General features: G+C 69.4%; 21 protein-coding genes. 7 read left to right on the top strand and 14 right to left on the bottom strand.

The features are described 5' to 3' along the window. Positions 1 to 41 precede the first annotated feature (41 nt). Positions 42 to 2,060, top strand: a complete 2,019-nt coding sequence (locus HAV18_RS08490) for an LssY C-terminal domain-containing protein (protein ID WP_166954679.1) — start codon at positions 42 to 44, stop codon at positions 2,058 to 2,060. Positions 2,061 to 2,076: 16 nt separating this feature from the next. Here the strand turns inward: HAV18_RS08490 and HAV18_RS08485 are convergent, their stop codons facing one another. The 5 genes from HAV18_RS08485 to HAV18_RS08465 form a co-directional block, all read right to left on the bottom strand. Beyond that, a complete protein-coding gene (locus HAV18_RS08485) occupies positions 2,077 to 2,406 on the bottom strand; it encodes a DNA-binding protein (protein WP_166954678.1) in 330 nt (109 codons plus the stop codon). After that, positions 2,403 to 2,735, bottom strand: a complete 333-nt coding sequence (locus HAV18_RS08480; RefSeq protein ID WP_166954676.1) for a type II toxin-antitoxin system RelE/ParE family toxin — start codon at positions 2,733 to 2,735, stop codon at positions 2,403 to 2,405. Before HAV18_RS08480 ends, HAV18_RS08485 begins: the two co-directional genes overlap by 4 nt. A 362-nt stretch (positions 2,736 to 3,097) precedes the next feature. After that, complete coding sequence (locus HAV18_RS08475) at positions 3,098 to 3,652, bottom strand: protein tyrosine phosphatase (protein WP_166954674.1); 555 nt, start codon at positions 3,650 to 3,652, stop codon at positions 3,098 to 3,100. Between the two features lie 211 nt (positions 3,653 to 3,863). Further along, the gene (locus tag HAV18_RS08470; protein ID WP_166954672.1) at positions 3,864 to 6,314 is read right to left on the bottom strand and encodes an alpha/beta hydrolase fold domain-containing protein; all 2,451 of its coding nucleotides are present in this window, start codon (positions 6,312 to 6,314) and stop codon (positions 3,864 to 3,866) included. After that, entirely contained in the window at positions 6,301 to 8,016 is a 1,716-nt protein-coding gene (locus HAV18_RS08465) for a GMC family oxidoreductase (protein ID WP_166954670.1), read from the bottom strand. Before HAV18_RS08465 ends, HAV18_RS08470 begins: the two co-directional genes overlap by 14 nt. 321 nt (positions 8,017 to 8,337) lie before the next feature. Here HAV18_RS08465 and HAV18_RS08460 point away from each other — a divergent pair, with 321 nt between their 5' ends. Together HAV18_RS08460 and HAV18_RS08455 are read left to right on the top strand one after the other, a co-directional pair. Further along, positions 8,338 to 9,369, top strand: a complete 1,032-nt coding sequence (locus HAV18_RS08460; protein WP_166954668.1) for an AraC family transcriptional regulator — start codon at positions 8,338 to 8,340, stop codon at positions 9,367 to 9,369. A gap of 55 nt (positions 9,370 to 9,424) precedes the next feature. Then, positions 9,425 to 9,934 (top strand): GNAT family N-acetyltransferase, encoded by a 510-nt coding sequence (locus HAV18_RS08455; RefSeq protein WP_166954666.1) that lies wholly within the window; start codon positions 9,425 to 9,427, stop codon positions 9,932 to 9,934. Between the two features lie 16 nt (positions 9,935 to 9,950). Here HAV18_RS08455 and HAV18_RS08450 read toward each other — a convergent pair whose 3' ends face one another. The 3 genes from HAV18_RS08450 to HAV18_RS08445 all read right to left on the bottom strand — a co-directional run bounded on the left by HAV18_RS08450 (position 9,951) and on the right by HAV18_RS08445 (position 11,937). Next, on the bottom strand, positions 9,951 to 10,904 hold the full coding sequence (locus HAV18_RS08450; protein WP_166954664.1) for a leucyl aminopeptidase: 954 nt from the start codon (positions 10,902 to 10,904) through the stop codon (positions 9,951 to 9,953). 58 nt (positions 10,905 to 10,962) lie between these two features. Next, positions 10,963 to 11,085 (bottom strand): hypothetical protein, encoded by a 123-nt coding sequence (locus HAV18_RS40160; RefSeq protein WP_279573903.1) that lies wholly within the window; start codon positions 11,083 to 11,085, stop codon positions 10,963 to 10,965. Positions 11,086 to 11,481: 396 nt separating this feature from the next. Beyond that, the gene (locus HAV18_RS08445) at positions 11,482 to 11,937 is read right to left on the bottom strand and encodes an Lrp/AsnC family transcriptional regulator (RefSeq protein ID WP_166954662.1); all 456 of its coding nucleotides are present in this window, start codon (positions 11,935 to 11,937) and stop codon (positions 11,482 to 11,484) included. Between the two features lie 117 nt (positions 11,938 to 12,054). Here HAV18_RS08445 and HAV18_RS08440 point away from each other — a divergent pair, with 117 nt between their 5' ends. Continuing rightward, the gene (locus HAV18_RS08440) at positions 12,055 to 12,606 is read left to right on the top strand and encodes an RBBP9/YdeN family alpha/beta hydrolase (RefSeq protein WP_407062411.1); all 552 of its coding nucleotides are present in this window, start codon (positions 12,055 to 12,057) and stop codon (positions 12,604 to 12,606) included. A 174-nt stretch (positions 12,607 to 12,780) separates the two neighbouring features. Further along, positions 12,781 to 14,049 carry a YbfB/YjiJ family MFS transporter gene (locus HAV18_RS08435; RefSeq protein ID WP_166954658.1) on the top strand — a complete coding sequence of 423 codons (1,269 nt, stop codon included), beginning with the start codon at positions 12,781 to 12,783 and terminating at the stop codon, positions 14,047 to 14,049. 20 nt (positions 14,050 to 14,069) lie between these two features. Here HAV18_RS08435 and hpaC read toward each other — a convergent pair whose 3' ends face one another. After that, entirely contained in the window at positions 14,070 to 14,615 is a 546-nt protein-coding gene (hpaC, locus tag HAV18_RS08430; RefSeq protein ID WP_166954656.1) for a 4-hydroxyphenylacetate 3-monooxygenase, reductase component, read from the bottom strand. A 353-nt stretch (positions 14,616 to 14,968) separates the two neighbouring features. Here hpaC and HAV18_RS08425 point away from each other — a divergent pair, with 353 nt between their 5' ends. Then, on the top strand, positions 14,969 to 15,601 hold the full coding sequence (locus HAV18_RS08425) for a response regulator transcription factor (protein WP_166954654.1): 633 nt from the start codon (positions 14,969 to 14,971) through the stop codon (positions 15,599 to 15,601). A gap of 148 nt (positions 15,602 to 15,749) precedes the next feature. Here HAV18_RS08425 and HAV18_RS08415 read toward each other — a convergent pair whose 3' ends face one another. The 5 genes from HAV18_RS08415 to HAV18_RS08395 form a co-directional block, all read right to left on the bottom strand. After that, positions 15,750 to 16,493 (bottom strand): SDR family NAD(P)-dependent oxidoreductase, encoded by a 744-nt coding sequence (locus HAV18_RS08415; protein ID WP_166954652.1) that lies wholly within the window; start codon positions 16,491 to 16,493, stop codon positions 15,750 to 15,752. Between the two features lie 59 nt (positions 16,494 to 16,552). Continuing rightward, on the bottom strand, positions 16,553 to 17,677 hold the full coding sequence (locus tag HAV18_RS08410) for an amidase (protein ID WP_166954651.1): 1,125 nt from the start codon (positions 17,675 to 17,677) through the stop codon (positions 16,553 to 16,555). 31 nt (positions 17,678 to 17,708) lie between these two features. Then, entirely contained in the window at positions 17,709 to 18,230 is a 522-nt protein-coding gene (locus tag HAV18_RS08405; RefSeq protein WP_166954649.1) for a nuclear transport factor 2 family protein, read from the bottom strand. Positions 18,231 to 18,238: 8 nt separating this feature from the next. Continuing rightward, positions 18,239 to 18,616, bottom strand: a complete 378-nt coding sequence (locus tag HAV18_RS08400) for a hypothetical protein (RefSeq protein ID WP_166954647.1) — start codon at positions 18,614 to 18,616, stop codon at positions 18,239 to 18,241. Positions 18,617 to 18,717: 101 nt separating this feature from the next. After that, the gene (locus HAV18_RS08395; RefSeq protein ID WP_166954645.1) at positions 18,718 to 19,911 is read right to left on the bottom strand and encodes an acyl-CoA dehydrogenase family protein; all 1,194 of its coding nucleotides are present in this window, start codon (positions 19,909 to 19,911) and stop codon (positions 18,718 to 18,720) included. A gap of 144 nt (positions 19,912 to 20,055) precedes the next feature. On the opposite strand from HAV18_RS08395, the gene HAV18_RS08390 reads away from it, so the two are divergent. Next, the gene (locus tag HAV18_RS08390) at positions 20,056 to 21,612 is read left to right on the top strand and encodes an ATP-binding protein (RefSeq protein ID WP_166954643.1); all 1,557 of its coding nucleotides are present in this window, start codon (positions 20,056 to 20,058) and stop codon (positions 21,610 to 21,612) included. Positions 21,613 to 21,649 lie beyond the last annotated feature (37 nt).

Genomic DNA, 21,649 nt, shown 5'->3' with positions numbered 1-21,649 from the left:
CCGGTGTTCGCACGCCGGGTCGCTTCGCCATGGAGCGCGCAATGAGCGACACGATCCACGCGTGGATCGGCGCGATCGGTGCGCATCCGCTGCTCGTGCTCGCGATCGTGTTCGTGACTGCGTGCGCCGAGGCGATCGCGCTGATCGGCACGGTCGTGCCGGCCGGCGCCGTGATGTTCGCGGCCGGTGCACTGATCGGTGCGGGCGCGCTCGACGGCTGGACGACGATCGGTGTCGCGGCACTCGGCGCCGTGATCGGCGACGGGATCAGCTACGAGCTCGGGCGGCACTACCGCGGGGTGATCCGCAACGCGTGGGCGCGCTTCGGCTATGCGGCTGTCTACGGGCGCGGCGAGGAGTTCGTGCTGCGCCATGGCATGAAGAGCATCGTGCTCGCGCGTTTTATCGCGCCGGTGCGCGCGGTCGTGCCGGTGGTCGTCGGCTGCGCGACGCTGCCGCGCCGGTCGTTCTATCCGGTCAACGTCGTCTCCGCGCTCATCTGGGCGCCCGTGCACGTCGCACCGGGCATCCTGTTCGGGGCGTCGGCCGCGCTGGCCGCGGCGATCAGCGTACGGGTCGCCGTGATCCTGCTGGTCGTCGCGGCGCTGGTCGCGCTCGTGTGGATCGGCGTGCGCGTCGCGCTGCGGCGCGGTTGGCCGCTGTTGCGTCGTGCGCTCGTCGAAGGGGTGCACGCATGCGCGCGCCGCTGGCCGCGGTTCGGCGCGCGGCTGCACGACGCGATCGCCTATGTACGCGGCCTGCCGGGCGCGGTGCCCGTGCTCGCGCTGCTGTTCGTCGGCTGCGTGTGGTTGTTCGCGGGCCTCGTGCAGGATGTCGTCGCGAACGATCCGCTGATGCACGCGGACATTGCGCTGTATGCGTTCCTGCAGAACCTGCGCACGCCGCCGGTGGACGCCGCGATGCGCGCGCTTGCCGTGCTGCACGGGCACGATACGGGGCTGATCGTCGCGGCCGCGTTTCTCGTCTGGCTGATGATCCATCGCTGCTGGCTGACCGCCGCGTGGTGGCTCGTGACGGTCGGCGTCGCCGTCGTGCTCGTGCCGGCGTTCGGCGCGGGCGTGCCCGGCGCGACGCCCGCGAGCCTGCCGCCCGGTGCGCTGCACGTGCCGCTGCCCGATGCCGACGCCGCGTTCGCGATTCTCGCGAGCAGCGGCCTCGGCTGGGTGCTGACGCGCGACCGGCCCGCGCTGTGGCGAATCCCGGTCGTGACGGCAGTGGTGCTGTGGATCGTGCTCGGCGGCTTCGCGCGGCTGTATGTCGGCGACACGTGGCTGTCGGGCCTGCTGGGCGGCTGGAGCCTTGGGCTGGCCTGGTTCGCGTTGCTGGCCGGCGCCTATGCGTACTGGCGCGTGCGCGAGCATGTGCAGCCGAGGGGCGCGCTCGTCGCGGTGACCGTGGTGCTCGCGACGGCCGGCGTATGGACGGTTCCCGCGCAATGGCAGCTCGACCGCGCGGCGCGCCCGCATGTCGGCGACGTGGTCGCGATGACCGTCGACCAGTGGCTGCGCGGCGGGTGGCAGCGCGTGCCGGTGCGGCGCACCGAGATCGGCGGCGACCGCGAGGAATATCTGCCGCTGCAATGGAGCGCGACGTCGGACACGCTCGACCGGCATCTCGCGCAGGCCGGCTGGCAGCGCGCGACGCCGTGGTCGCCGGCCACCGCGCTGCGCTGGCTGTTGCCGCAGGCGCCGCCCGAGGCGCTGCCGGTGCTGCCGCGTTACACGCACGGCGAAAGCACGCGCCGCGTGTTCGTCCGCGTCGATCCGGGCCAGCCGGAAAGCCGCCTCGTGCTGCGGCTGTGGCGTTATCCGTACGTGTTGCAGGACGCGCTCGGCATGCGGCCGCTGTGGTACGGCGCGCTGTATCGCGAGACGCTGCATCGGCCGGCGCGGCTGATGACGATCGTGCGCTCGACGACGATCGACGATGCGGCGTCGATTGCGAAGGCGCTGGCGGTCGAGCCGACGATCGAGCATCCGCCGGCGGGGATGGCGGCCGCGCCGGCCGAGATGCTGCTGGTGTGGATGGTCAGGCCGTGAGCGGGCGGTGCGCCGCTTACGCGTGCGCCGGCTGCGCAGGGACGACGGACAGGCGCAAGCCGACGGTCTTGAGCACCGCGAGCAGCGTTTTCAGCGTCGGGTTGCCGTTGGGGGACAGCGTGCGATACAGCGATTCGCGGCTGATGCCGGCTTCGGCCGCGACGGCGCCGAGCCCGCCGTACGCTTCCGCGACGGTGCGCAGCGCGAGCAGGCCGGCCGCGCGGTTGTCGGGATCGTCGAGCGACTCCATCGCGACGCGCAGGTAGGCCACCGCGAGTTCGCGGTCGGCGCCGAGTTCGGCGACTTCCGCGTCGTGGTGCGATACCGCACCTTTGAGCTGGGTCATGTTTGCCTCCGTTTCCAGTTCGACCAGTGTTCCTTTGCGCGCCGGATGTCGTCGGGTTGACTGCGCTTGTCGCCGCCTGACAGCAACAGCACCAGTGCGCCGCCGTACCGCCCGAAATACACGCGATAGCCGGCGCCGACGTGGACGCGCAGTTCGATCACGCCTTCGCCGACAGGCTCGCAATCGCCGAAGTTGCCTGTCTGCACGCGGCGCAGGCGTTCGCGAATCCGGGCCTGTGCAAGCTTGTCGCGCACGGCGTTCAACCATTCGGTGAAGGGCTCGCGACCATCGTCGCGCTGGTAGCGAAGAAGTTCGAACTTGGAGAGCATTGTAACTTATAAGCTACAAAAATGGTGGATGGAAATGGAGGTGGCCGTGCGAGCTGCCGGGTGGTGCGCGCAGGGGCGTACGCGCATTGGCGCGCCGGGACCACACACAACGCCGCATGCGCGGCAGTTGCAGTGCATGCGGCATCGTCGAGGTGCCGGATTTCAGGCAGCGAAACCGGCTTCCCGGACGACGATCATTCTTTCATCCGGTGCATACGGTGACGATTCGGCCGAATGGCCAAGGTCGGCGGCCCGATGACGGGCACGCGCGGTGGGAGGCGGGGCTGGAGGGAATGACGGGAAGGGCAAGCCTGTCGGCGCCGGCGCATCGCGCGCCGTGCGAGCCGACAGGCCTTCGTGCCTTACTGCTTCGCCGGTGCGGCCGTCGCGACCTTGTCGAGCGCGGCGGGGATATACGTGTCGAGCTGCGTGGTCACCGATTCGTAGAAGTCGATCGGCTTGCCCCACGCGTCGGGCACGTCGACGTGCTTTCCGGACGCATATTCGGCAAGCGTGAACACCTTGCCGGCGGCCGACGGATACAGCGCGAGCACCTTCTCCTTGTGCTTGTCGGTCATCGTCAGGATCACGTCGGAATGCTTGACGTCGTTTGCGTTCAACTGCACCGAACGGTGCGCGGACGTGTCGATGCCGCGGCGCTTCATCAGGATCACGCCGTTTTCTTCGGGCTTTTCATCGTACGGATCTTCGTCGACCGCGCGCGAAATCACCGCGATGTGCGCGTGGCGCTGCGCGATCAACTGGCCGGCGATTGCTTCGGCCATCACGCTGCGCCCGGTGTTGCCCGTGTCGACGAACGCCACCTTCTTCGGCTCGTCGGCGAACGCCGAGGTCGCGCACTGGATGCCGACGCAACAGAGCAGCGCAAGCGTGTTGAGGGTGTGCCTTCTTTTCATGATGTCTCCGCGAGGGTGGGGAGCCCCGGCGGCGCGCCAGGGCTTGCGGGAGATCATGACGGCCGCATGCGACAGAAAAAAATAAACAGCCGGATTTCGCAAGACGGCGTCGCTTCGTGGCAAGCGGGCCCGGTGACGACGCATGCGCCGTGCGCCCGCCCGGGGCCGCCGCGGACCACGGCCTCACGCGCGACGCGCGCCCGCTTCATCGTCACGCTGTCACCGCCACGCGTTCGGCGGCAAACCCCGCGAGCGTCCGCAACGCGTCCCGCGCCGACCGCAGGTAAAACGCCTGCAGATGAAACACGTGCCAGCGCGCCGCATGAATCTCCAGCCGGCACGGCACGCCGCACGCCTGCGCATGACTGGCCAGCCGCTGCGCATCCGACAGCAGCACTTCCTGGTCGCCGGCCTGGACGAGCATCGGCGGCAGGCCGCGCAGGTCGGTGTCGAGCGGGCCGCGGGCCGCCACCGAACCGACGCCGTGATACCAGCGCAGCCCCTGTTCGAGCCAGCCGCGGCGGATCATCGGATCGTCGTGGCGGCGCGAAGCCAGCGTCGCGCCGCCGAGCGCGGGATCGGTCACGGGCGAGATCAGCAGGAGCGCGGCGGCGGCCGGCTCGCCGCGCTCACGCAGTGCGATGGCCAGTGCCAGCGCCAGTGCGCCGCCGGCCGAATCGCCCGCGATCGCGATCCGGTGCGCAGCGTGACCCTGCGCGCGCATCGCGTCGTAGACGGCCAGCGCATCGTCGAGCGCGGCCGGGCTCGGATGCTCGGGGGCCAGCCGGTAATCGGGCACCCACACCGGCAGGCCGGCCTCGTTCGCGAGCCGCGTCGTCACTCCGCGATGCGTATGCGGCCCGCCGAGGCAGAATGCGCCGCCGTGCAGATAGAGGATCGCGCCGCCGGTGTCGCCGCGTTTCGGCGCGACCACTTCGACCGGCACGCGGTGCGCGTGGGTACGGTAGCGCAGCGTGCCGCCGGTGCCGGGCATCAGCTGCGACAGCAGCGCGACGACGCGGCGTTGCATGCGTGCGCCGAACGGCGGCCCGATCAGCGGCCGGAACGCCACGCGCAGGAAGCCGCGCAGCGATGCGGCCGTGAGCGCCTCCAGCCGGCCGGCGGGCGGCGCGACCACCACGTCGCGCGTCGGGGCGGCCGATTCGGGCAACGGATGCGTGAAGCGGTAAGCGGACATCCCGGTGAAGCGGGTGATCCACCGGTAGGTCAGCGTGAAGCCCGGCCAGTTCGTGCTGTTGTGTCCCGACGCATCGACGTACCAGCTCTTGCAACTGTTCCACACCGAACCTTCGAGCCGCTGCTGCACGTGCGCGTTGAAGCGCCGGTAGCGGCGCGCGTCGATGTCGATCTCGCGCGCGCCGTCGCGCCGCATCGCGCTCAGGCAGCGCATCACGTGCGCGATCTGGCTTTCGAGCATGTAGACGATCGAGTTGTGGCCGAGATTGGTGTTCGGGCCGTACAGCATGAAGAAGTTCGGAAAGCCGGGCACGGTGAGCCCGAGATACGCCTGCGCGCCGCGCCGCCACGCGTCGTTCAGGTCGAGCCCGTCGCGGCCCGTGATGCGCATCGGCGACAGGAACTCGGTCGCCGCGAACCCGGTGCCGTAGACGATGGCATCGACCGGATGGTGCACGCCGTCGACGGTCTCGATTCCGCTCTCCGTGACGCGCCGGATCCGCTGCGTGACGAGCTCGACGTTGTCGCGGCTCATCGCGGCGAGGTAGTCGCTCGACAGCAGGATGCGCTTGCAGCCGATCGGGTAGTCGGGCGTGAGCCGCGCGCGCAACGCGGGGTCCGGCACGTCGCGCGCGAGCAGCTTGCGGAACGGCCGGCCGACCGCGACCTTCATCAACGTGTGCAGGCGCGTGAACGCAATCGCGCGCGATTCGTAGCGCAGGTAGATCGATGCGCGATGCAGCTTCATCGCCCACGGAAGCTTGCGGAACAGCGCCTTCTCCCACGGGCGGTACGCGCGGTCGGGGCGCGGCATCACGTAGGCCGGCGAACGCTGGAATACGGTCAGGCGCTGCACGTCGCCGGCGATCGCCGGGACGAACTGGATCGCCGACGCACCGGTGCCGACCACCGCCACGCGCTTGCCGGCGAGCGAATAGTCGTGATCCCAGTGCGCGGAGTGGAACGCGCGGCCGTGGAACGTGTCGATGCCGGGCAGGTCGGGCATCGCGGGGCGGCTCAACTGCCCGGTGCCGCTGACGAGCACGGCGGCGCACAGCGCGGTGCCGTCGGCGAGCGTGACGCGCCACAGCGCAGCGGCTTCGTCGTAACGCGCATGCGCGACTTCGGCGCCCAAGCGCAGGTAGCGCGCGAGGCCGTACTTGCGCGCGCAATGCTGCAGGTACGCATGGATTTCGGGCTGCGGTGCGAACACGCGCGACCAGGCCGGATTCGGCTCGAACGAAAACGAGTACAGGTGCGAGGGCACGTCGCAGGCGGCGCCCGGGTAGCTGTTGTCGCGCCACACGCCGCCGACGTCGTGCGAGCGTTCGACGATCGCGAAATCGTGGACGCCCGCACGTTGCAGCGCGATCGCCATGCCGATGCCGGCGAAGCCGGCGCCGATGATGATCGCCGCGAGCGGTGCGACGGAGTCGGTCAGGTGGGCAGCGTCACGCGACGACATGGCGGGTTTCCTCCGGCTGGACGGTTTCGTGCGCGGCGCGCGAGGCAGGCATGGTGTCGGTATCCGTCGTTATCCTGACGGTTTCGTGCTGCTGCCGAACGGGCGTGCGGCACACGCCGCGGATCAGGTCGACGGCTTTCTCGGCGATCATGATCGTCGGCGCATTGGTGTTGCCGCCGATGAGCGTCGGCATGACCGACGCATCGACGATGCGCAGCCCCTGCAGGCCGTGCACGCGCAGTTGCGGATCGACGACGGCGAGCGCGTCGTGCCCCATTCGGCACGTGCCGACCGGGTGATACACGGTGTCGGTGCGCCGCCGCAGCACGTCGCGGATTTCATCGTCGGTGTCGACGTTCGCGGTGAACAGGTCGCGCGTGGTCCAGCCGGCGAGCGCAGGCGCTTCCATCAGCCGGCGTGTGAGCCGGAAGCCCGCGACCATGTCGTCGAGGTCGCGCGGATCGGCGAAGAACGCGGGATCGATGCGCGGCGCCGCGAGCGGATCGGCGCTGTCGAGCGTGACCGAGCCGCGGCTGCGCGGCCGCAGCAGGCACACGTGGCACGACAGCCCGTGGCCGGCGTGCAGCTTGCGCGCGTGATCGTCGACGAGCGCGACGACGAAGTGCAGCTGGATGTCCGGTGCGTCGAGGCCAGCGCGGGTCTTCAGGAAGCCGCCGCCTTCCGCGAAATTCGAGGTCAGCATGCCGCGCCGTTCGCGGCGAAAACGCGCGAGCTCGCGCAGCATGCGCAAGCCGCCGCGCGCGGATACGCCCATCGTATCGACGCTGCGCGTGCGGTAGCCGAAGATGAAATCCGGATGGTCCTGCAGGTTGCGGCCGACGCCGGGCAGGTCGGCGTGCACCGCGATGCCCCGTTGCTGGAGCTCGCGGCCGGGGCCGACGCCCGACAGCATCAGCAGCTGCGGCGTCTGCAGCGCGCCGGCCGCAAGCACGACTTCACGCCGTGCGCGCAGTGTGCGGACCTCGCCATGCTGCCGGACTTCGACGCCGGTCGCGCGCGTGCCGTCGAACAGGATGCGCAGGACTTGTGCGTGCGTCTCGACCGTCAGGTTGTCGCGCCGGCCGATGTGCGGCAAGAGGTACGCGCGCGCCGCACTCCACCGTTCGCCGTGCTTCTGCGTGACCTGGTAGATGCCGATGCCTTCCTGCTGCGCGCCGTTGAAATCGTCGGTGAGCGGCAGGCCGGCCTGGCGCGCGGCCTCCAGGTAGCGCGCATGGAACGGGTTGCCGGTGCGCAGGTCGCTCACCCACAGCGGGCCGTCGCGGCCGTGCCACGCATCGTCGAAGCGCTCGTTGTGCTCGCTCAGGCGGAAGTACGGCAGCACGTCGTCGTAGGCCCAGCCTTCGTTGCCGAGCGCGGCCCAGCCGTCGTAGTCGACGCGATGGCCGCGAATGTAGACCATCGCGTTGATGGCCGACGAACCGCCCAGCGCCTTGCCGCGCGGCTGGTAGCCGATGCGCCCGCCGAGGCCCGGCTGCGGCACCGTGTCGAAGGCCCAGTTGTTGATGCGGGTCGGCATCATCGCGACCGCGCCGGTCGGCACGTTGACGAGCGTGCCGTCGCCGCGGCCGCCGGCCTCGAGCACGCAGACGGTCACGGCCGGGTCCTCGGTCAGCCGCCCGGCGACGACGCAGCCGCCCGAACCGCCGCCGACGACGATGTAGTCGAATGTCTTGCTCATGGATGCATCCTTTGATGGTCGATGGATCAGGCAGGGCGCGGCAGCGCGCCCAGGCGGCCGGCGTGCGGCGGACGGATCGCGAGCAGCGGAGCAGGGGCAGGGGCAGGGGCTCGGGCGAACGCGGTACGCCGGCGTGCGAAGCGGGCGGCGGGATCGGTCGGGCGACTGTGTCGCATGGTGTCTCCTCCGGAGGGCGATGGCGTCGTTCGGGCGACGACTGGATGACGCCGATGGTGCTGGCCGCATGGGAAAACACCAATGCTGCTTCGGGACAATTGTTTTAGTATTTGGGCCAAATCGGCGCTTCGAGGGTTTCTCCGCATGAGCTTCTGGGATTTCACCCGGAGTCCGGCCAGCGCCCGGCTGCTGGTCGATTTCGGCGACGAACGCGGCGTGCCGCACGCGACGCTGCTGGCCGGCACGGGGCTCGCCAACGCGCAGCTCGACGATCCGAAGGTCGAGGTGACGGCCGCGCAGGAGCTGCGGTTGACCGGCAACCTGCTGCGCGCGCTCGGGCGCACGCCGGGCCTCGGGTTCGAGGTCGGCCTGCGCTACCACTTCTCCGCGTACGGCGTGTGGGGCTACGGGCTGATCGCGAGCGCGACCGCGCGCGACGCGCTCGCGCTGGCGATGCGCTTCCTGCCGCTCACCTACGCGTTCACCGTGATCACGTACCGCGAGGAGGACAGCACGTGCGTGCTCAATTTCGGCGCGCCGGAACTCGATGGCGCGCTGAGCCGGTTCCTCGTCGAGCGCGACATGACCGCAGCGGCCGTGCTGCTGCAGGAAATCGGCGGCGACGCATTCGCGTTGTCGCGCTTCACGGTGCAGGCGACGCGCGCACCGTCCGTACCGGTGCCGTGCATCGCCGGCGTCGAGCCGGCTTTTTCGGCGCGCGCGAACAGCCTCGCATTCGACCGCGTGTTGCTCGACCGGCTGCTGCCGCACGCGAATCCGCTGACGGTGTCGATGTGCGAGCAGATGTGCGGCCAGCTGCTCGAAGCGCGGCGCGCGCGCGTGGGCACGTCGGAGATGGTGCGTCAGTACCTGGGCGCGACGCCCGGCCCCGCGCCGTTCTCGCTCGAGGACATGGCGCGGCTGATGAACACGAGCCCGCGCACGCTCAAGCGCCGGCTGCAGGAGGAGGGCACGACGTTCCGGGCGCTGCTCGCGCAGGCGCGCGGCGCGATGGCCGAGACGCTGCTCGGCGACGCGCGCCTGTCGCTCGCGGAGGTGGCCGAGCGGCTCGGCTTCAGCGACCTGTCGAGTTTCTCGCAGGCATTCAAGCGCTGGTACGGCGTGCCGCCGGGCGCGTATCGCAGCGCGGCGCAACGGGACAGCGGTCGTTCCTGAATCACGGTACGATCGTTGGCGTTCCTGCCGACATTCCAATCACGAGAGAACCCGCATGATCACGATTCGCCCGATGACCAACGACGATTTCCCGCGCTTCTGGCCGACCTATCGCGCCATCGTCGCTGCTCAGGAAACCTATGCATTCGATCCCGATTCGACGCCCGAAGCGGCGCGCGCGCTGTGGCTCGATGCGCCGCTCTGCACGTGGATCGCCGAAGAGGACGGCGTGGTCCTCGGCTCGTACTACCTGAAGGCGAACGCGGCCGGCCCCGGCAATCACGTGTGCAATTGCGGCTACATGGTGAGCGAGGCCGCGCGCGGCCGTGGCGTCGCGCGCCTGATGTGCGAGCACTCGCAGCAGGTTGCGCGCGAACGCGGTTTCCTCGCGATGCAGTTCAACTCGGTGGTCGCGACGAACGAGGTGGCCGTCGCGCTGTGGCAGAAGCTGGGATTTGAAATCGTCGGCCGCCTGCCGCGCGCCTATCGTCACGCGCGGCTCGGGTTCGTCGATTGCCTCGTGATGTTCAAGTGGCTCGGCGGCACACCTGCCGCCGGAGCCTGAGCGCGCAACTGCCGAATCAGACGGCGAACGCGCCGTCGAACACGATCCTGTCGTCGAGCGCGAGCGTGCCGCGCGCGAAGATCAGGTCGAGATGGTGGCTGCCGTTTTCGCCGCCGCCGAGCCCGAGGTGCAGGCCCGGATGACGTTCCTCGAACCCCGCGTTGCGGCCGTACAGCCCGCGAATGCCGAGGTTCGTGCCGATGCCGAATTCCTCGATCCGCCGGTGGTTCGCGTGCCGGTCGAGGTAGGCCGAGAAATCGCGCCGGAAACCCGTGTCGTCGGTCTCGAAGCCGACGATCGTGCTGTTCTCGACCTGCAGCGTCGCGAGCCGCTCGGCCACCTTGTACTTGATCGCGAACGGCACGGTGCCGAGAAACGTGCCGCTGAAGACGACCGTGCCGTTGAGATCGGTGACGTGCGTCGCGATCTCGCCGGGCACGACGTCGAGGTTGCCCATCCCGTCCACGCTCGTCCATTTCTGGTCCGGTGCGAGCGAGCCCGTCAGCGTGTTGCCGGCTTCGTCGATGAAGCGGATCTGCGATGCGCGCGCGGCCGCGTCGATCAGCCGGCCGTTGCGTGCCGCGATGTCGTCGAGCGATTCGGCGAACGCCTCGTCGAGATGCGGGCCGTAATCCTTGAATAAAACCGACTTGCTCCAGTGCTCGACGATCGCGGGGCGGATCGCGGCGAGGAACGGCGGGCCGCTCGGCGACGGTGTCGGCAGGCACGACGAGTCGTACAGCAGTACGAACAGGTCGGCTTCATCGAGCGCGGCGGCGATGTCGGCGGGCGGGGTGCTTTCGAGGCAGAGGGTCGTGGCGTCGAACGAATCGGGCAGGGCGGCAAATGCGCGCAACGCGATGTCGCGGTTGCGGGTGTCGTGGCCGACCAGCAGTTTTCCCGATTCGCCGCGCGCGAGCTTGTCGCGCAGCGCGGGGTGGAAGCCGAGTGCGCGGTGCAGGTTCAGCATGCGTGTCTCCGGAAACGGCGGAAGGGCCGCGGCCCTTCCGCGAGAACGGGTGGCCCGCTCAGACCGGCCAGAGCGCGGTGCCGAACGGCACCACGGCGTCCTCGACCATCATGTCGACGGCCTCGGGGTGCGTGTCTTCCTTCATCCAGTCAAGCAACTCGATCTGCTGGGTGTCCTGCATGTCAATTCTCCTGTGATGAACATGAGCGTTTCAACATGAATGCGCGGCTAAAAAGTTGCCACTCCTCATCAGGCATTTCGTGAATGCCGGATGAGTGGCGTTGATATTAGTCTGACGAATTTACGAATGCAATGCGTTGCAAGGTTTTTAGCCTCGTCATGCTAAACAAGGGGGATTGACGAGTCGCGCGCGGTAAATCACGGATAAAGCGAATGACGGATTCAATGTCATTTTTTTAATGACCTGAATCTGAATCGACGCATTGCGTTCGGCGATTTTTCATCGGGAATTCGATCGCCATCGATCGATGGCGATCGACGTCGTTCGCGGCGGCCATGCGCGCGAACGCGTCGCCGGTCGGCGGGGGCGAGTCAGCGACTCGATTCGATGCCTGTTTCAGCCGAGCAGTGCCTTGCCGAGCGGTTTGACCGGCTCGGACCGAAGCACCAGCGACGTCGTGACCGCGCCGAAACGGGCGATCGCGTCGATGATGGTTTCCAGTTGTCCCGGTGTCGGCACCAGGACCTTCAGCAAAAAGCAATCCTCGCCGGTCATCCGGTGGACCTCGATCACGTGCGGCATCTCGGCGAACGCGCGCAGCGCAGGCTTGATGTGTTCGTGCGTCGTCTTCAGCCGGATGATGGCCGTCATCCCCAACCCGAGCGCGGCCGGGTCGATTCGCGCGCCGTAGCCCGCGATGATGCCGCGTTCTTCCAGCCGCTTGACGCGCTCCGACGTGGCAGGCTGCGACAGCCCGATGCGCCGGCCCACTTCGGACAGCGGCATCCGTGCGTTTTCCTGTAGCGCCTCGAGGATCGAAAGATCCAGGCGATCGAGTTCTCCGTTCGACATGTCCGCTTTCCCGCTCCGTTAATTCATCGGCATATTGTCTCAATATCCGATGATTTGCCATTCCCGGCCGGTTTCCGGCAAGCCAGACTGCGAGCTCGCCTGTTCATGGAGACGGAGATGGAGACGGACCAAACGATCGTGATCGTGCCGGGAATCGGCAACTCGGGACCGGATCATTGGCAGAGCCACTGGGAGGCCGCGCTTCCCGGCGCGATCCGCATGGCGCCTGCGTCATGGGATGCCCCCGACCTGCGTGACTGGATGGCCGCGCTGGATGAAGCCGTCGCGCAAGCCGCGGTGCCGCCGGTGTTGATCTGTCATTCGCTGGGTTGCCTGCTGTTCGCGCACTGGCGTGCGGCGTCGGCGCGCGTCGTGCGCGGTGCATGGCTCGTTGCGGTGCCCGATCCGGGCGGCCCGCGTTTTCCGGCTGCGGCCAGTGCGTTCGCGAAGGTGCCGGGCGGCGATTTCGGCGGCTTGCCGGTGCTCGCGATCGCCAGTTCGGATGACGGGTACGACCCGTCCGGGCACGGCATCGCATGGGCGAGCGAGCGTGGCGCGACGCCGCTGCTGCTCGGCCCGCGCGGCCACCTGAATGCGGCAGCGGGATTGGCGGAGTGGCCGGAGGGGCGCGCATTGTTCACGGCCTTCGTGGCCGGATTGCGGCGGTAGCGTACGCAAGCGGCGGCCGTTCTCCCATGCTTGCCGCCTGCCGGCCCGTGACGGCTCAAGTATGATCGGTCGACAGAATCGGAAGCCTTTACAGACAGTCGGGATCGGCGCGCGCGCAACGCGGGTGCCGCCGTGACGACTTGCCCCGGCTTCGAACGACACAGGAGACACTCGATGCGCGCAGCGCCGCAACCGGAGCATGCCGGCCCGTCGCAGCTGGACACCGGCGCGACCCGCCACCCCGCGGACCGTGATCCCGATCGCATGGCCGCGTGGCGGCTCGCGATCGGCCTGTCGCTCGGCAGCGCGATCGCGCTCGGCCTCGCGCGCTTTTCGTATGCGCTGCTGCTGCCGCCGATGAAGACCGATCTCGGCTGGACGTTCGCGCAGGCCGGCGCGCTGAACACGGCGAACGCGGCCGGCTACCTGATCGGTGCGTTGGCGTTTCCTTTGCTGTCGCGGCGCTGGCGCGCGGGCACGCTGCTGGCGGCCGGGTGTGCGCTGACCGCGTTGCTGATGGCCGCGTGCGGGCTCACATCGGGCATGCATGCGCTGCTCGTGCAGCGGCTCGCGACCGGCGTCGGCAGCGCACTGATCTTCATCAGCGGCGGCGTGCTGGCCGCACGGCTCGCGTCGGCGTCGCCGCGCGATGCGGGCTTGCTGCTCGGCCTCTACTATGGCGGCACGGGGTGGGGCATCGTCGCGTCGTCGCTGCTCGTGCCGGCGACGCTCACGCATGGCGTGCACGGCTGGCAGCCGGCCTGGTTCGCGCTCGCGGTTGCGTGCGTGCTGTTCTCGGCGGTGGCCGTGTCGGCCGCGCGCCGCATCGAGCGTGCGCACGCGGCACCGGCCGCGCCGCGCGACGGTGCGACATCGAGCGCTACCGCGAGCTCGGCCCGCTTCGCACTCGCGCTGGCCGGTTATGGCCTGTTCGGCGTCGGCTATATCGGCTACATGACGTTCATCGTCGCGCTGCTGCGTGGCGCGGGGATGAGCGGCACCGTGGTTTCCGCGTTCTACGTGATGCTCGGCGTCGCGACCGTCGTATCGGCGCGCTTGTGGTCGCGGTTGCTCGACCGGATGCGCGGCGGCCAGGCGCTGGCCGTGCTCAATGCGCTGCTCGGCATCGCGACGCTGATGCCGGCGATGTTCGTGCATCCGGTTGCCGCGTTCGCGTCGGGCGTGCTGTTCGGCGCGACGTTCCTGTCGGCCGTCGCATCGACGACGGCGTTCGTGCGCCACAACCTGCCGCCCGACGGCTGGGCGAAGGGGATCAGCGCGTTCACGACGGTCTTTGCATTCGGGCAGATCGCCGGGCCGGTCGCGATCGGCTGGGTGTCGGACAGCGCGGGGCTCGCACGCGGGCTCGTGTATTCGGCGCTGACGCTGTTCGTGGGTGCCGCGCTTGCGGCCGGGCAGCGCGCGTTGCGTGCTGCCGCGTAATCACGCGCGACACGCGTCCTTCACCGCACGCACGCCGTGCGCGACACGCGATGAAACGCGCGGCTGAAGTAGATCAGGCTGTCGCCGTCGTCGCGCACGCGGATCGACGTCGCTTCGATGAACATCACCGAATGCGAGCCGACTTCCTTCATGTCGGCGATCGTGCCCTGCAGGCTCGCGAGCGCGTCGCGCAGCACGGGCACGTCCTGCTCGCCGCGATCCCACACGGGCAGTTCGAAGCGCTGTTCCATCGGCAGGTCGGTGAGCCCGGCGAAGTGCCGTGCGAGCAGTTCGTGTTCGGCCGGCAGCACGTTGATGCAGACATGGCGATTGCGTTCGAACGTCGCGTGCATCGCGCTGGATCGGTTCAGACACACGAGCAGCGTCGGCGGCGCGTCGGTGACGGAGCACACGGCGCTGGCGGTGATCCCGCAGCGGCCGTGCGGCCCGGCGGTGGTGATCACGTTGACGGCCGCGCCGAGGTGGGCCATCGCTTGCCGGAAGGCCTTCTGCGCGTCGCTCGGCTCGACGCGTGCCGGTCGCTGGATATCGGTCGTGGAAGACATGGGCGCTCCTGAGTGGACGAAGGCGGCGATCGTGCGGCGCCGCCGGTGCAGCGCCGGATCGCCGACGATGACCCAAGCGTACGTCGCGAAAATGCGGACGACCATTCGCACGATTGACGATGGAGGTGGCGTTCTCGCCAACGCGTCTAAAGGTTCTACCTAGATGCGCGCCGCGGCGTGCGAAAAAAACCGCGATTGCACGTTCGTGCGGCCCGTGAAGGGGTTTTCAGCGGGTTTTCGGCTCGTTATGATGTGCCGCGCACCCCCAGCGAACGACGCGCGCGACGTGCCGGCAACCGGCCCCCTATGCGGCGCGTGCGATACCCATACCGATATCCAGTGAGACACCCGCGATGACGTCACCCGCACCGATCGTATACATCGTCGACGACGACAGCGGCATGCGGACGTCGCTCGCCTGGCTGCTCGAATCGGTCGGCATCGCGTCCGAAGGGTTCGCGAACGCCGCGGAGTTTCTCGCGCGCTTCGACGTGAACCTGCCCGCCTGCCTGGTGCTCGACGTGCGCATGCCGGAGAAGAGCGGCTTCGACGTGCAGGCCGAACTGAACGCGCGTGGCGCGACGCTGCCGGTGATCTTCGTCAGCGGGCACGGCGATATCCCGATGTCCGTGCGCGCGCTGCAGAACGGCGCGATCGATTTCGTCGAGAAGCCGTACAACTCGCAGCAGATGCTCGAGCGCGTGCAACGCGCGCTGCGGCTCGCGCAGCAACGGCATGTGGTCAGCCAGCGCCACCGCGAGTTGCGTCAGCGGCTCGATGCGCTGACCGCGCGCGAGAAGGAAGTGCTGCGCGGCGTGGTGGACGGCAAGGGCAGCAAGCAGATCGCGTCGGATCTGTCGATCAGCGTGAAGACCGTCGACGTGCACCGTGCAAGCATCAAGGAGAAGCTCGGCGCGACGTCGATCGCCGCGCTCGTGCGGGACGTGATGGTCGTGTGGGGCGACGACGGGGAGTCGTCGCGATAGGGGGCCGCAGGCACGCGGACGTACGCGCACCCGCTCAGCACCAGCACCAGCACCAGCACCAGCACCAGCACCAGCACCAGCACCAGCACCAGCACGTGTCCCGCGCGCGGCACCGGTCGGCCGCGCGCAATCGAAGGGGGGCCGCCGGTCAGCGCATGTACAACCCGCCGTTGATGTCCCAGCATGCGCCGTTCGCGAAATGCGCGTCGCCCGACGCGAGCAGCACGGCTGCATCCGCGACGAAACCGGCCGATCCGAGCTTGCCGCCCGGCAGGCTCGCGAGCACCTGACGCAGCTTCTCCGGCGCGACGCTTTCATGCACGATCGGCAGGTCGAGCGGGCCCGGCGAGATCGCGTTGACGGTCACGCCTTGCGCGCCGAGATCGCGCGCGAACACCTTGGTCAGCGTCAGCGTGCCGCCCTTCGCGGCCGCGTAGTGCGCGCCCGTCGCCGAGCCGCCGTTCTGTCCGGCGAGCGACGCGATGTTGACGATGCGGCCCGTACCACGTTCCGCGAAATACTGGCCGAATACCTGGCAGCCGAACAGCACGCTACGCAGGTTCACGTCGATCACCTGGTCGAACTGCTCGGCCGTGATCTCCATCGCAGGCACGACCTTCGATGCGCCCGCGTTGTTCACGAGCACGTCGATCGTGCCCCAGCGCGCGACGAGCGCATCGCGCGCGGCTTCGAAATCGCGTTTCGACGTGACGTCGAGCGGCAGCGCGATCGCGCGTTCGCCGCTCGGGTCGAGTTCGCGCGCATGCGCGTGAATGGCGTCGGCGGCGATATCCGCGAGCGCGACGCGATAGCCGGCCGCATGGAAACGTTCGGCGATGACGGCGCCGAGCCCGCGCGCGGCGCCGGTGACGAGGACGACTCGGTCTGACATGGTGCGTAGTTCCCTGGTTCGCGAGCGCGTGCGGGGTGAAGCCGCGCCCGCATCGTGGTTCATGCGGCGAGTGCCGCTTCGAAGTGTGCCGCGATCGCGCAGACCCGCTCGTCCGCGCCCTTGCGCCCGACGATCTGCAGGCCGGCCTTCAGCGGCGAACCGGCCAGCGGCAGCGGCAGGCTGAGCGCCGGGTGGCCGCTCAGGTTGAACGGCCGGATCAGCGACGACATCGCGATCACCGATACACCGTCGCGCGCCTGCTGCAGCGTGATCGGCAGCGCGGGCAGCGTCGGCAGCACGAGCACGTCCGCGTGCTCGAGCGCGGCGTCGACCTGTGCGGTGAAGCGTGCGCGTACGGCTTCGGCTTCCGCGAGGGCGGCGGGTGTCGTCGTCGCGGCCGTGCGCAGCCGCGCATCGAGGTCGGCACCGAGCTTGCCGGTTCCGACGAGATGGCCGAACGCGCGCGATGTTTCCGCGTTGATCACGGTGAGCCCGGCCGCGAATGCGGCCGGCATGTCGTCGAGCACGACCGTGTGCGAACGCAGGCCCGACGCGCGCACGGCCGCATCGAGCGCGGCGGCGATCGCCGGATCGGCTTCGACGTGGATCTGCGCGATCGTGCAGCCCGCCACGGAGGCCGCCGCTCGCGCACGATCGAAGCCCGGCGCGATCGCGGCCATCACCGCGGCCAGCGTGCGGATATCGCGGGCGAACGGCCCGACGCAATCGAGCGTGGTATCGGCCGGCGCGACGCCGCGCCGCGACACGCGGCCGAACGTCGGCTTCAGCCCGGCCACGCCGCAGCAGGCGGCCGGCCCGCGGATCGAGCCGCCGGTATCGGTGCCGAGCGCCGCGTCGACCGCGCCGAGCCCGACGAGCGAAGCGGAACCGCTCGACGAGCCGCCCGGGATGCGCGTCGCGTCCTGCGGATTGACGGGCGTGCCCGTGTAGTCGTTGATGCCGGTCATGCCGAACGCGAGCTCGTGCATGTTCGCCTTGCCGGCGATCTGCCAGCCCGCGTCGAGCAGCAGGCGGACGACGTCCGCGTGCTGTGCGGCCGGCGGTGCATCGGCGAGCGCGCGGCTCGCCGCGCGGGTCGGATGGCCCGCGATGTCGATCGTGTCCTTGATCGCGATCGTGGGGCCGGGGCCGCCGAGCGTGAAGGTGTCGATGAAGCCTGTCATGGTCGGTATCGTGCGGAAGCGGTGGAAAGCATCAGGACCGTGGCGCGGCGGCGAGCGGCCACGGGCCGTCGAGCACGCGTTCGGTGCGGAAATGACGGATCAGCCATGCGGAGCCGCTGGCGGCCGGTGCGAAATCGACGGTCAGCCGCGCGGCGATCAGCTCGGCCGTGCCGTCCGCATAGCGCGACGCCTGCAGCATGATCCAGCGGCCGCGCACGCTTGCGTTGCCGGCGCCGATCTCGATCGACTCCGACGTCAGGAAATGCAGGTTCGCCGAGAAATGCGGGTCGGGCGGCAGGTAGCGGCCCAGCATCGTGACGATCGCGGCCGTGCCTTCGAGGCGGCCGAACTTCTGCGCGTATTGCGGGCCGATGCCCTCCCACACGGCATCGGCGGTGAACAGCCCGGCGAGCGACGGGCCGTCGCCGGCATCCTCGGGCACGTCGCACAGCGCCATGTAGCGCGTGATCGTCGCGCGCACCGCGCGCTCGGCATCGAGCGCTGCCACGCGCTGCACGAGCGCGTCGATCCGATCCGGTGACAGGTCGGTCATCGCGCGCCTCACGACGCGGGCTTCGCGGCCGGCGGCACGGTCAGCGCGCGGCCGACGCGTGCTTCGATCTTGCCGTAGCGCCACAGGTTGTATTCGCCGACCGGCGTCGTGCGATACAGGTTGCACACGGCGACCGTCGTGTCGAAATCGGCGACGTCGGCCATGATGTAGAAGGTCCACGGGGCGCCGTCGGCCTGGCCGACCACGAGGCGGTCGTCGTCCATCACGCCGAGCACGTGCACACCGGGCATCGCTTCGACGGCGGCGAGCATCGCGCCGTACGCCTGCCACACTTCGCCGATCTTCTCGCGCGGCAAGTCGAAGAAGTTTTGCGACACGCCGCAGCAGAACAGGACGCGCAGCGGCAGCGGATTCGAATCGGACATATCAGGTTCTCCAGAGGAATCGGTGAGGCGCATGAACCGGCCGGCGAAGGTGGTTCGGCGTCGGCTTCATGCGCGTTGAAAAACAGTTCGGTCGACGCAGGTTACAGATAGCCGGGAAACGGCGTCACGCCGGTGAACACCGCGCCGGCGCCGTCGAAGTTGCCCTCGCCGAGAAACGCGTGCTGCGTGACGACCATCGCGTCGCGCAGCAGCCGCTGCAGCGGATGCGACCGGTAGATCGCCGCCGTGCCGCCGAGGCGGTACGCGCGTTCGACGACGCTCGCGCCTTCGCGTGCGATATGCGTGGCCGCGAGCCGCAGCAGGCTGACCTGGTCGGGCGTCACGGGGTTGCCCGCGAGGATCGATTGCCACACCGTGTCGGTTGCGTCGTAGAAGAACGCGCGCGCCGAGCGCAGTTGCGCCTCGGCCTTCGCGAGTTCGATCCGGTAGTACGCACGATCGGCGAGACGCGGCGCGCCGGTCGTCGTCTGCCGGCCACCGGACATCCGGTTCACGACGTCGAGCGCCGCGCGCGCGAGGCCAAGGTTGACGACGGCCAGCACCTGCGCCGCATACGCGACGGTCGGGTAGCGGTACAGCGGCTCGTCGACGGTCGGTTCGCCGCCGCGCACGAAGGTCCACGCTTCCGGCACGAAGCGATCGTCGACGCGCAGGTCGTGGCTGCCGGTGCCCTGCATGCCGACCACGCTCCAGTTCTCGACGATCTCGACGTCGGCCGCGCGGAACACGGCCGTGCGCGGCTTGTTCGGCGCGGCATCCTGCGCGCCGGGCACGGCGATGCCGACGCCGAGCCAGTCGGCACCCTTGCAGCCGCTCGCGAATTTCCACGTGCCGTTCACGCACCAGCCGCCCGGCGCGGCCTGGGCCGGCTGCACCGGGAACAGGCCGCCCGCGAACACCTGGTCGGGGCCGCTCGCGTACAACTCGGCCTGGGTTTCGAGCGGCAGCGCGGCGAGATAGACGTTCGCGGAGCCGAAGCTCGCGACCCACGCGGCCGAGCCGTCGGCGGTCGCGATCCGTTCGATCATGTCGAGGAACGCGGTCGGCGCGAGCGCATCGCCGCCGAAGCGGCGCGGCGTGCCCGCGCGATAGATGCCGGCTTGCTTGAACAGCGCGATCACGTCGCGCGGCACGTGCGACAGGCGGTCGAATTCTTCGCGGCGCGCGGCGACGGTTTCGATCACGGCGTCGAGCGGCGACAGCCGGGCGGCCGGTTCGCCGGCCGCGTGGGGGGCGCTCGGCGCGGTGTCGAGGGCGAGGGCGGCGTGGGGCATGGCTGTCTCCTGGGGCGGATTGGGGTTCGAATGCGGGGTGCACAAGACGATGCAACCAGTCTAGAAACGCCGAAAACACGCAGCAATTGGTGCGTTGGGCCGCGCGACTGGTGAGGTTCCGTGCCGCGCTAAAGAAATCTTCAGATGCGGGCGGCGCGCGCCGGTGCTATGTTGGGTTTCCGGTCGCGCGATGCCGCGCGACCTCTTCCGAAGCCGATCATGAGTTTCCCCGACGAAGACGATTTCCACCGGCTGCTCGACGCGCTGACGACCTGCGTGCTGCTGCACGACGCGCAGACGAAGGCGATCGTGTGGGCGAACCGTGCCGCGTGCATCGCGCTCGGTTTTTCCGTCGAGGAACTGCTGCCGCTGAAGGCGCCGGACATGACGCGTCCCGAGCCGAAATACCAGCGCGAGATCGCCGTGAGTGCGTGGGATCGCGCGCTCGTCGACGGGCCGCAGGTGTACGAGTGGTGCTACCGGTCGCGCACGGGCGTCGACATGCTGTCCGAGGCGACCGCCACCTACGTGCCGCTGCGCGGGCGCGACGTCGTGATGGTGCAGTTCCGCGACATCAGCGCGGAAGAGGCGGTGCGCCAGCAATTGCGTCGTTACGAGGCGCGGCTGCGCGAGTTCATGCAGGACCTCGACGAAGGCATCGCGGTGGTCACGCCGCACGGCGGCGTGCAGTTCATCAGCGAGTCGGGCCGCCGCGTGCTCGGGCTCGCGCCCGACGAAGCGCTCGGCGAGGTGCTCGACTACTGCTCCGCGGCCGACCGCGACCGCCTCGTCGCGCAATTGCGCGATGCGCCGTCCGCCTGCCCGTCCGCGCCGCAGCGCTACCGGATCGTGCGGCGCGACGGCTCGCCGTGCTGGCTGCGCATCCTGTGCCGGCAGGTCGAGATCGAGGACGATCTCGACGGGCTGCTCGTGCAGTTCCGCGACGTGAGCGACGAAGTCGCGATCGAGGATGCCCGCCGCGCCGAAGCGCGCATGCTCGAACACGCAGGCCGCTACAACGCGATGGGCGAGATGGCGAGCGTGATCGCTCACGAGCTGAGCCAGCCGCTCGCGGCCGTGCGCAATTTCATCGAAGGGGCGGTGCAGCGGCTGAATGGGCGCGGCAGCGTGGACGACGCGATCTGGGGGCTGCGCAGCGCTGACCGGCAGGCCGAGCATGCGGCGCTGATCATCAAGAGCGTGCGCGAGTTCATCGTGAAGCGCGAGCCGGTCGTCGCGCTCGCCGACCTGCGCGACATCCTCGCGGACGTCGCGTATTTCATCGAGCTGCGTGCGAAGGAGGCCGGCGTGACGGTCGCGATCGTGCAGGCCGATGCGCCGCTGCCGATCCGCTGCGAGCGCGTGCTGATCGGGCAGGTGATCCTGAATCTCGCGTTCAATGCGATCGAGGCGTTTGCCGGTTGCGAACGCGTGCCGCGCATGCTGACGCTCGGCAGCGCGAACGTGGCCGGCTACGCCGAGCTGCGCGTGATCGACAATGGCCCGGGCATCGCGGAAGGCGCGCACGACCGGCTGTTCGACGGTTTCTCGTCGTCGAAGGTTGGCGGCAACGGGATCGGACTGTCGCTGTGCAAGAGCATCGTGACGCGCCACGGTGGCCGGATCGGCGCGAGCCCGGCCGATGGCGGCGGGCTCGACTGTCGCGTGACGCTGCCGCTCGCGGGTAAAGCGCAGGCGTAGCCGCTGCGTCGCGTCACGGGCACCAAGGGCACCACGG

The organism is Burkholderia sp. D-99, from assembly GCF_011605345.1.
In the GTDB taxonomy this organism is placed as follows: Bacteria; Pseudomonadota; Gammaproteobacteria; order Burkholderiales; family Burkholderiaceae; genus Burkholderia.
Note: the sequence above shows the minus strand (reverse complement) of the source record. Positions and strands in the feature narration are given on the sequence as shown.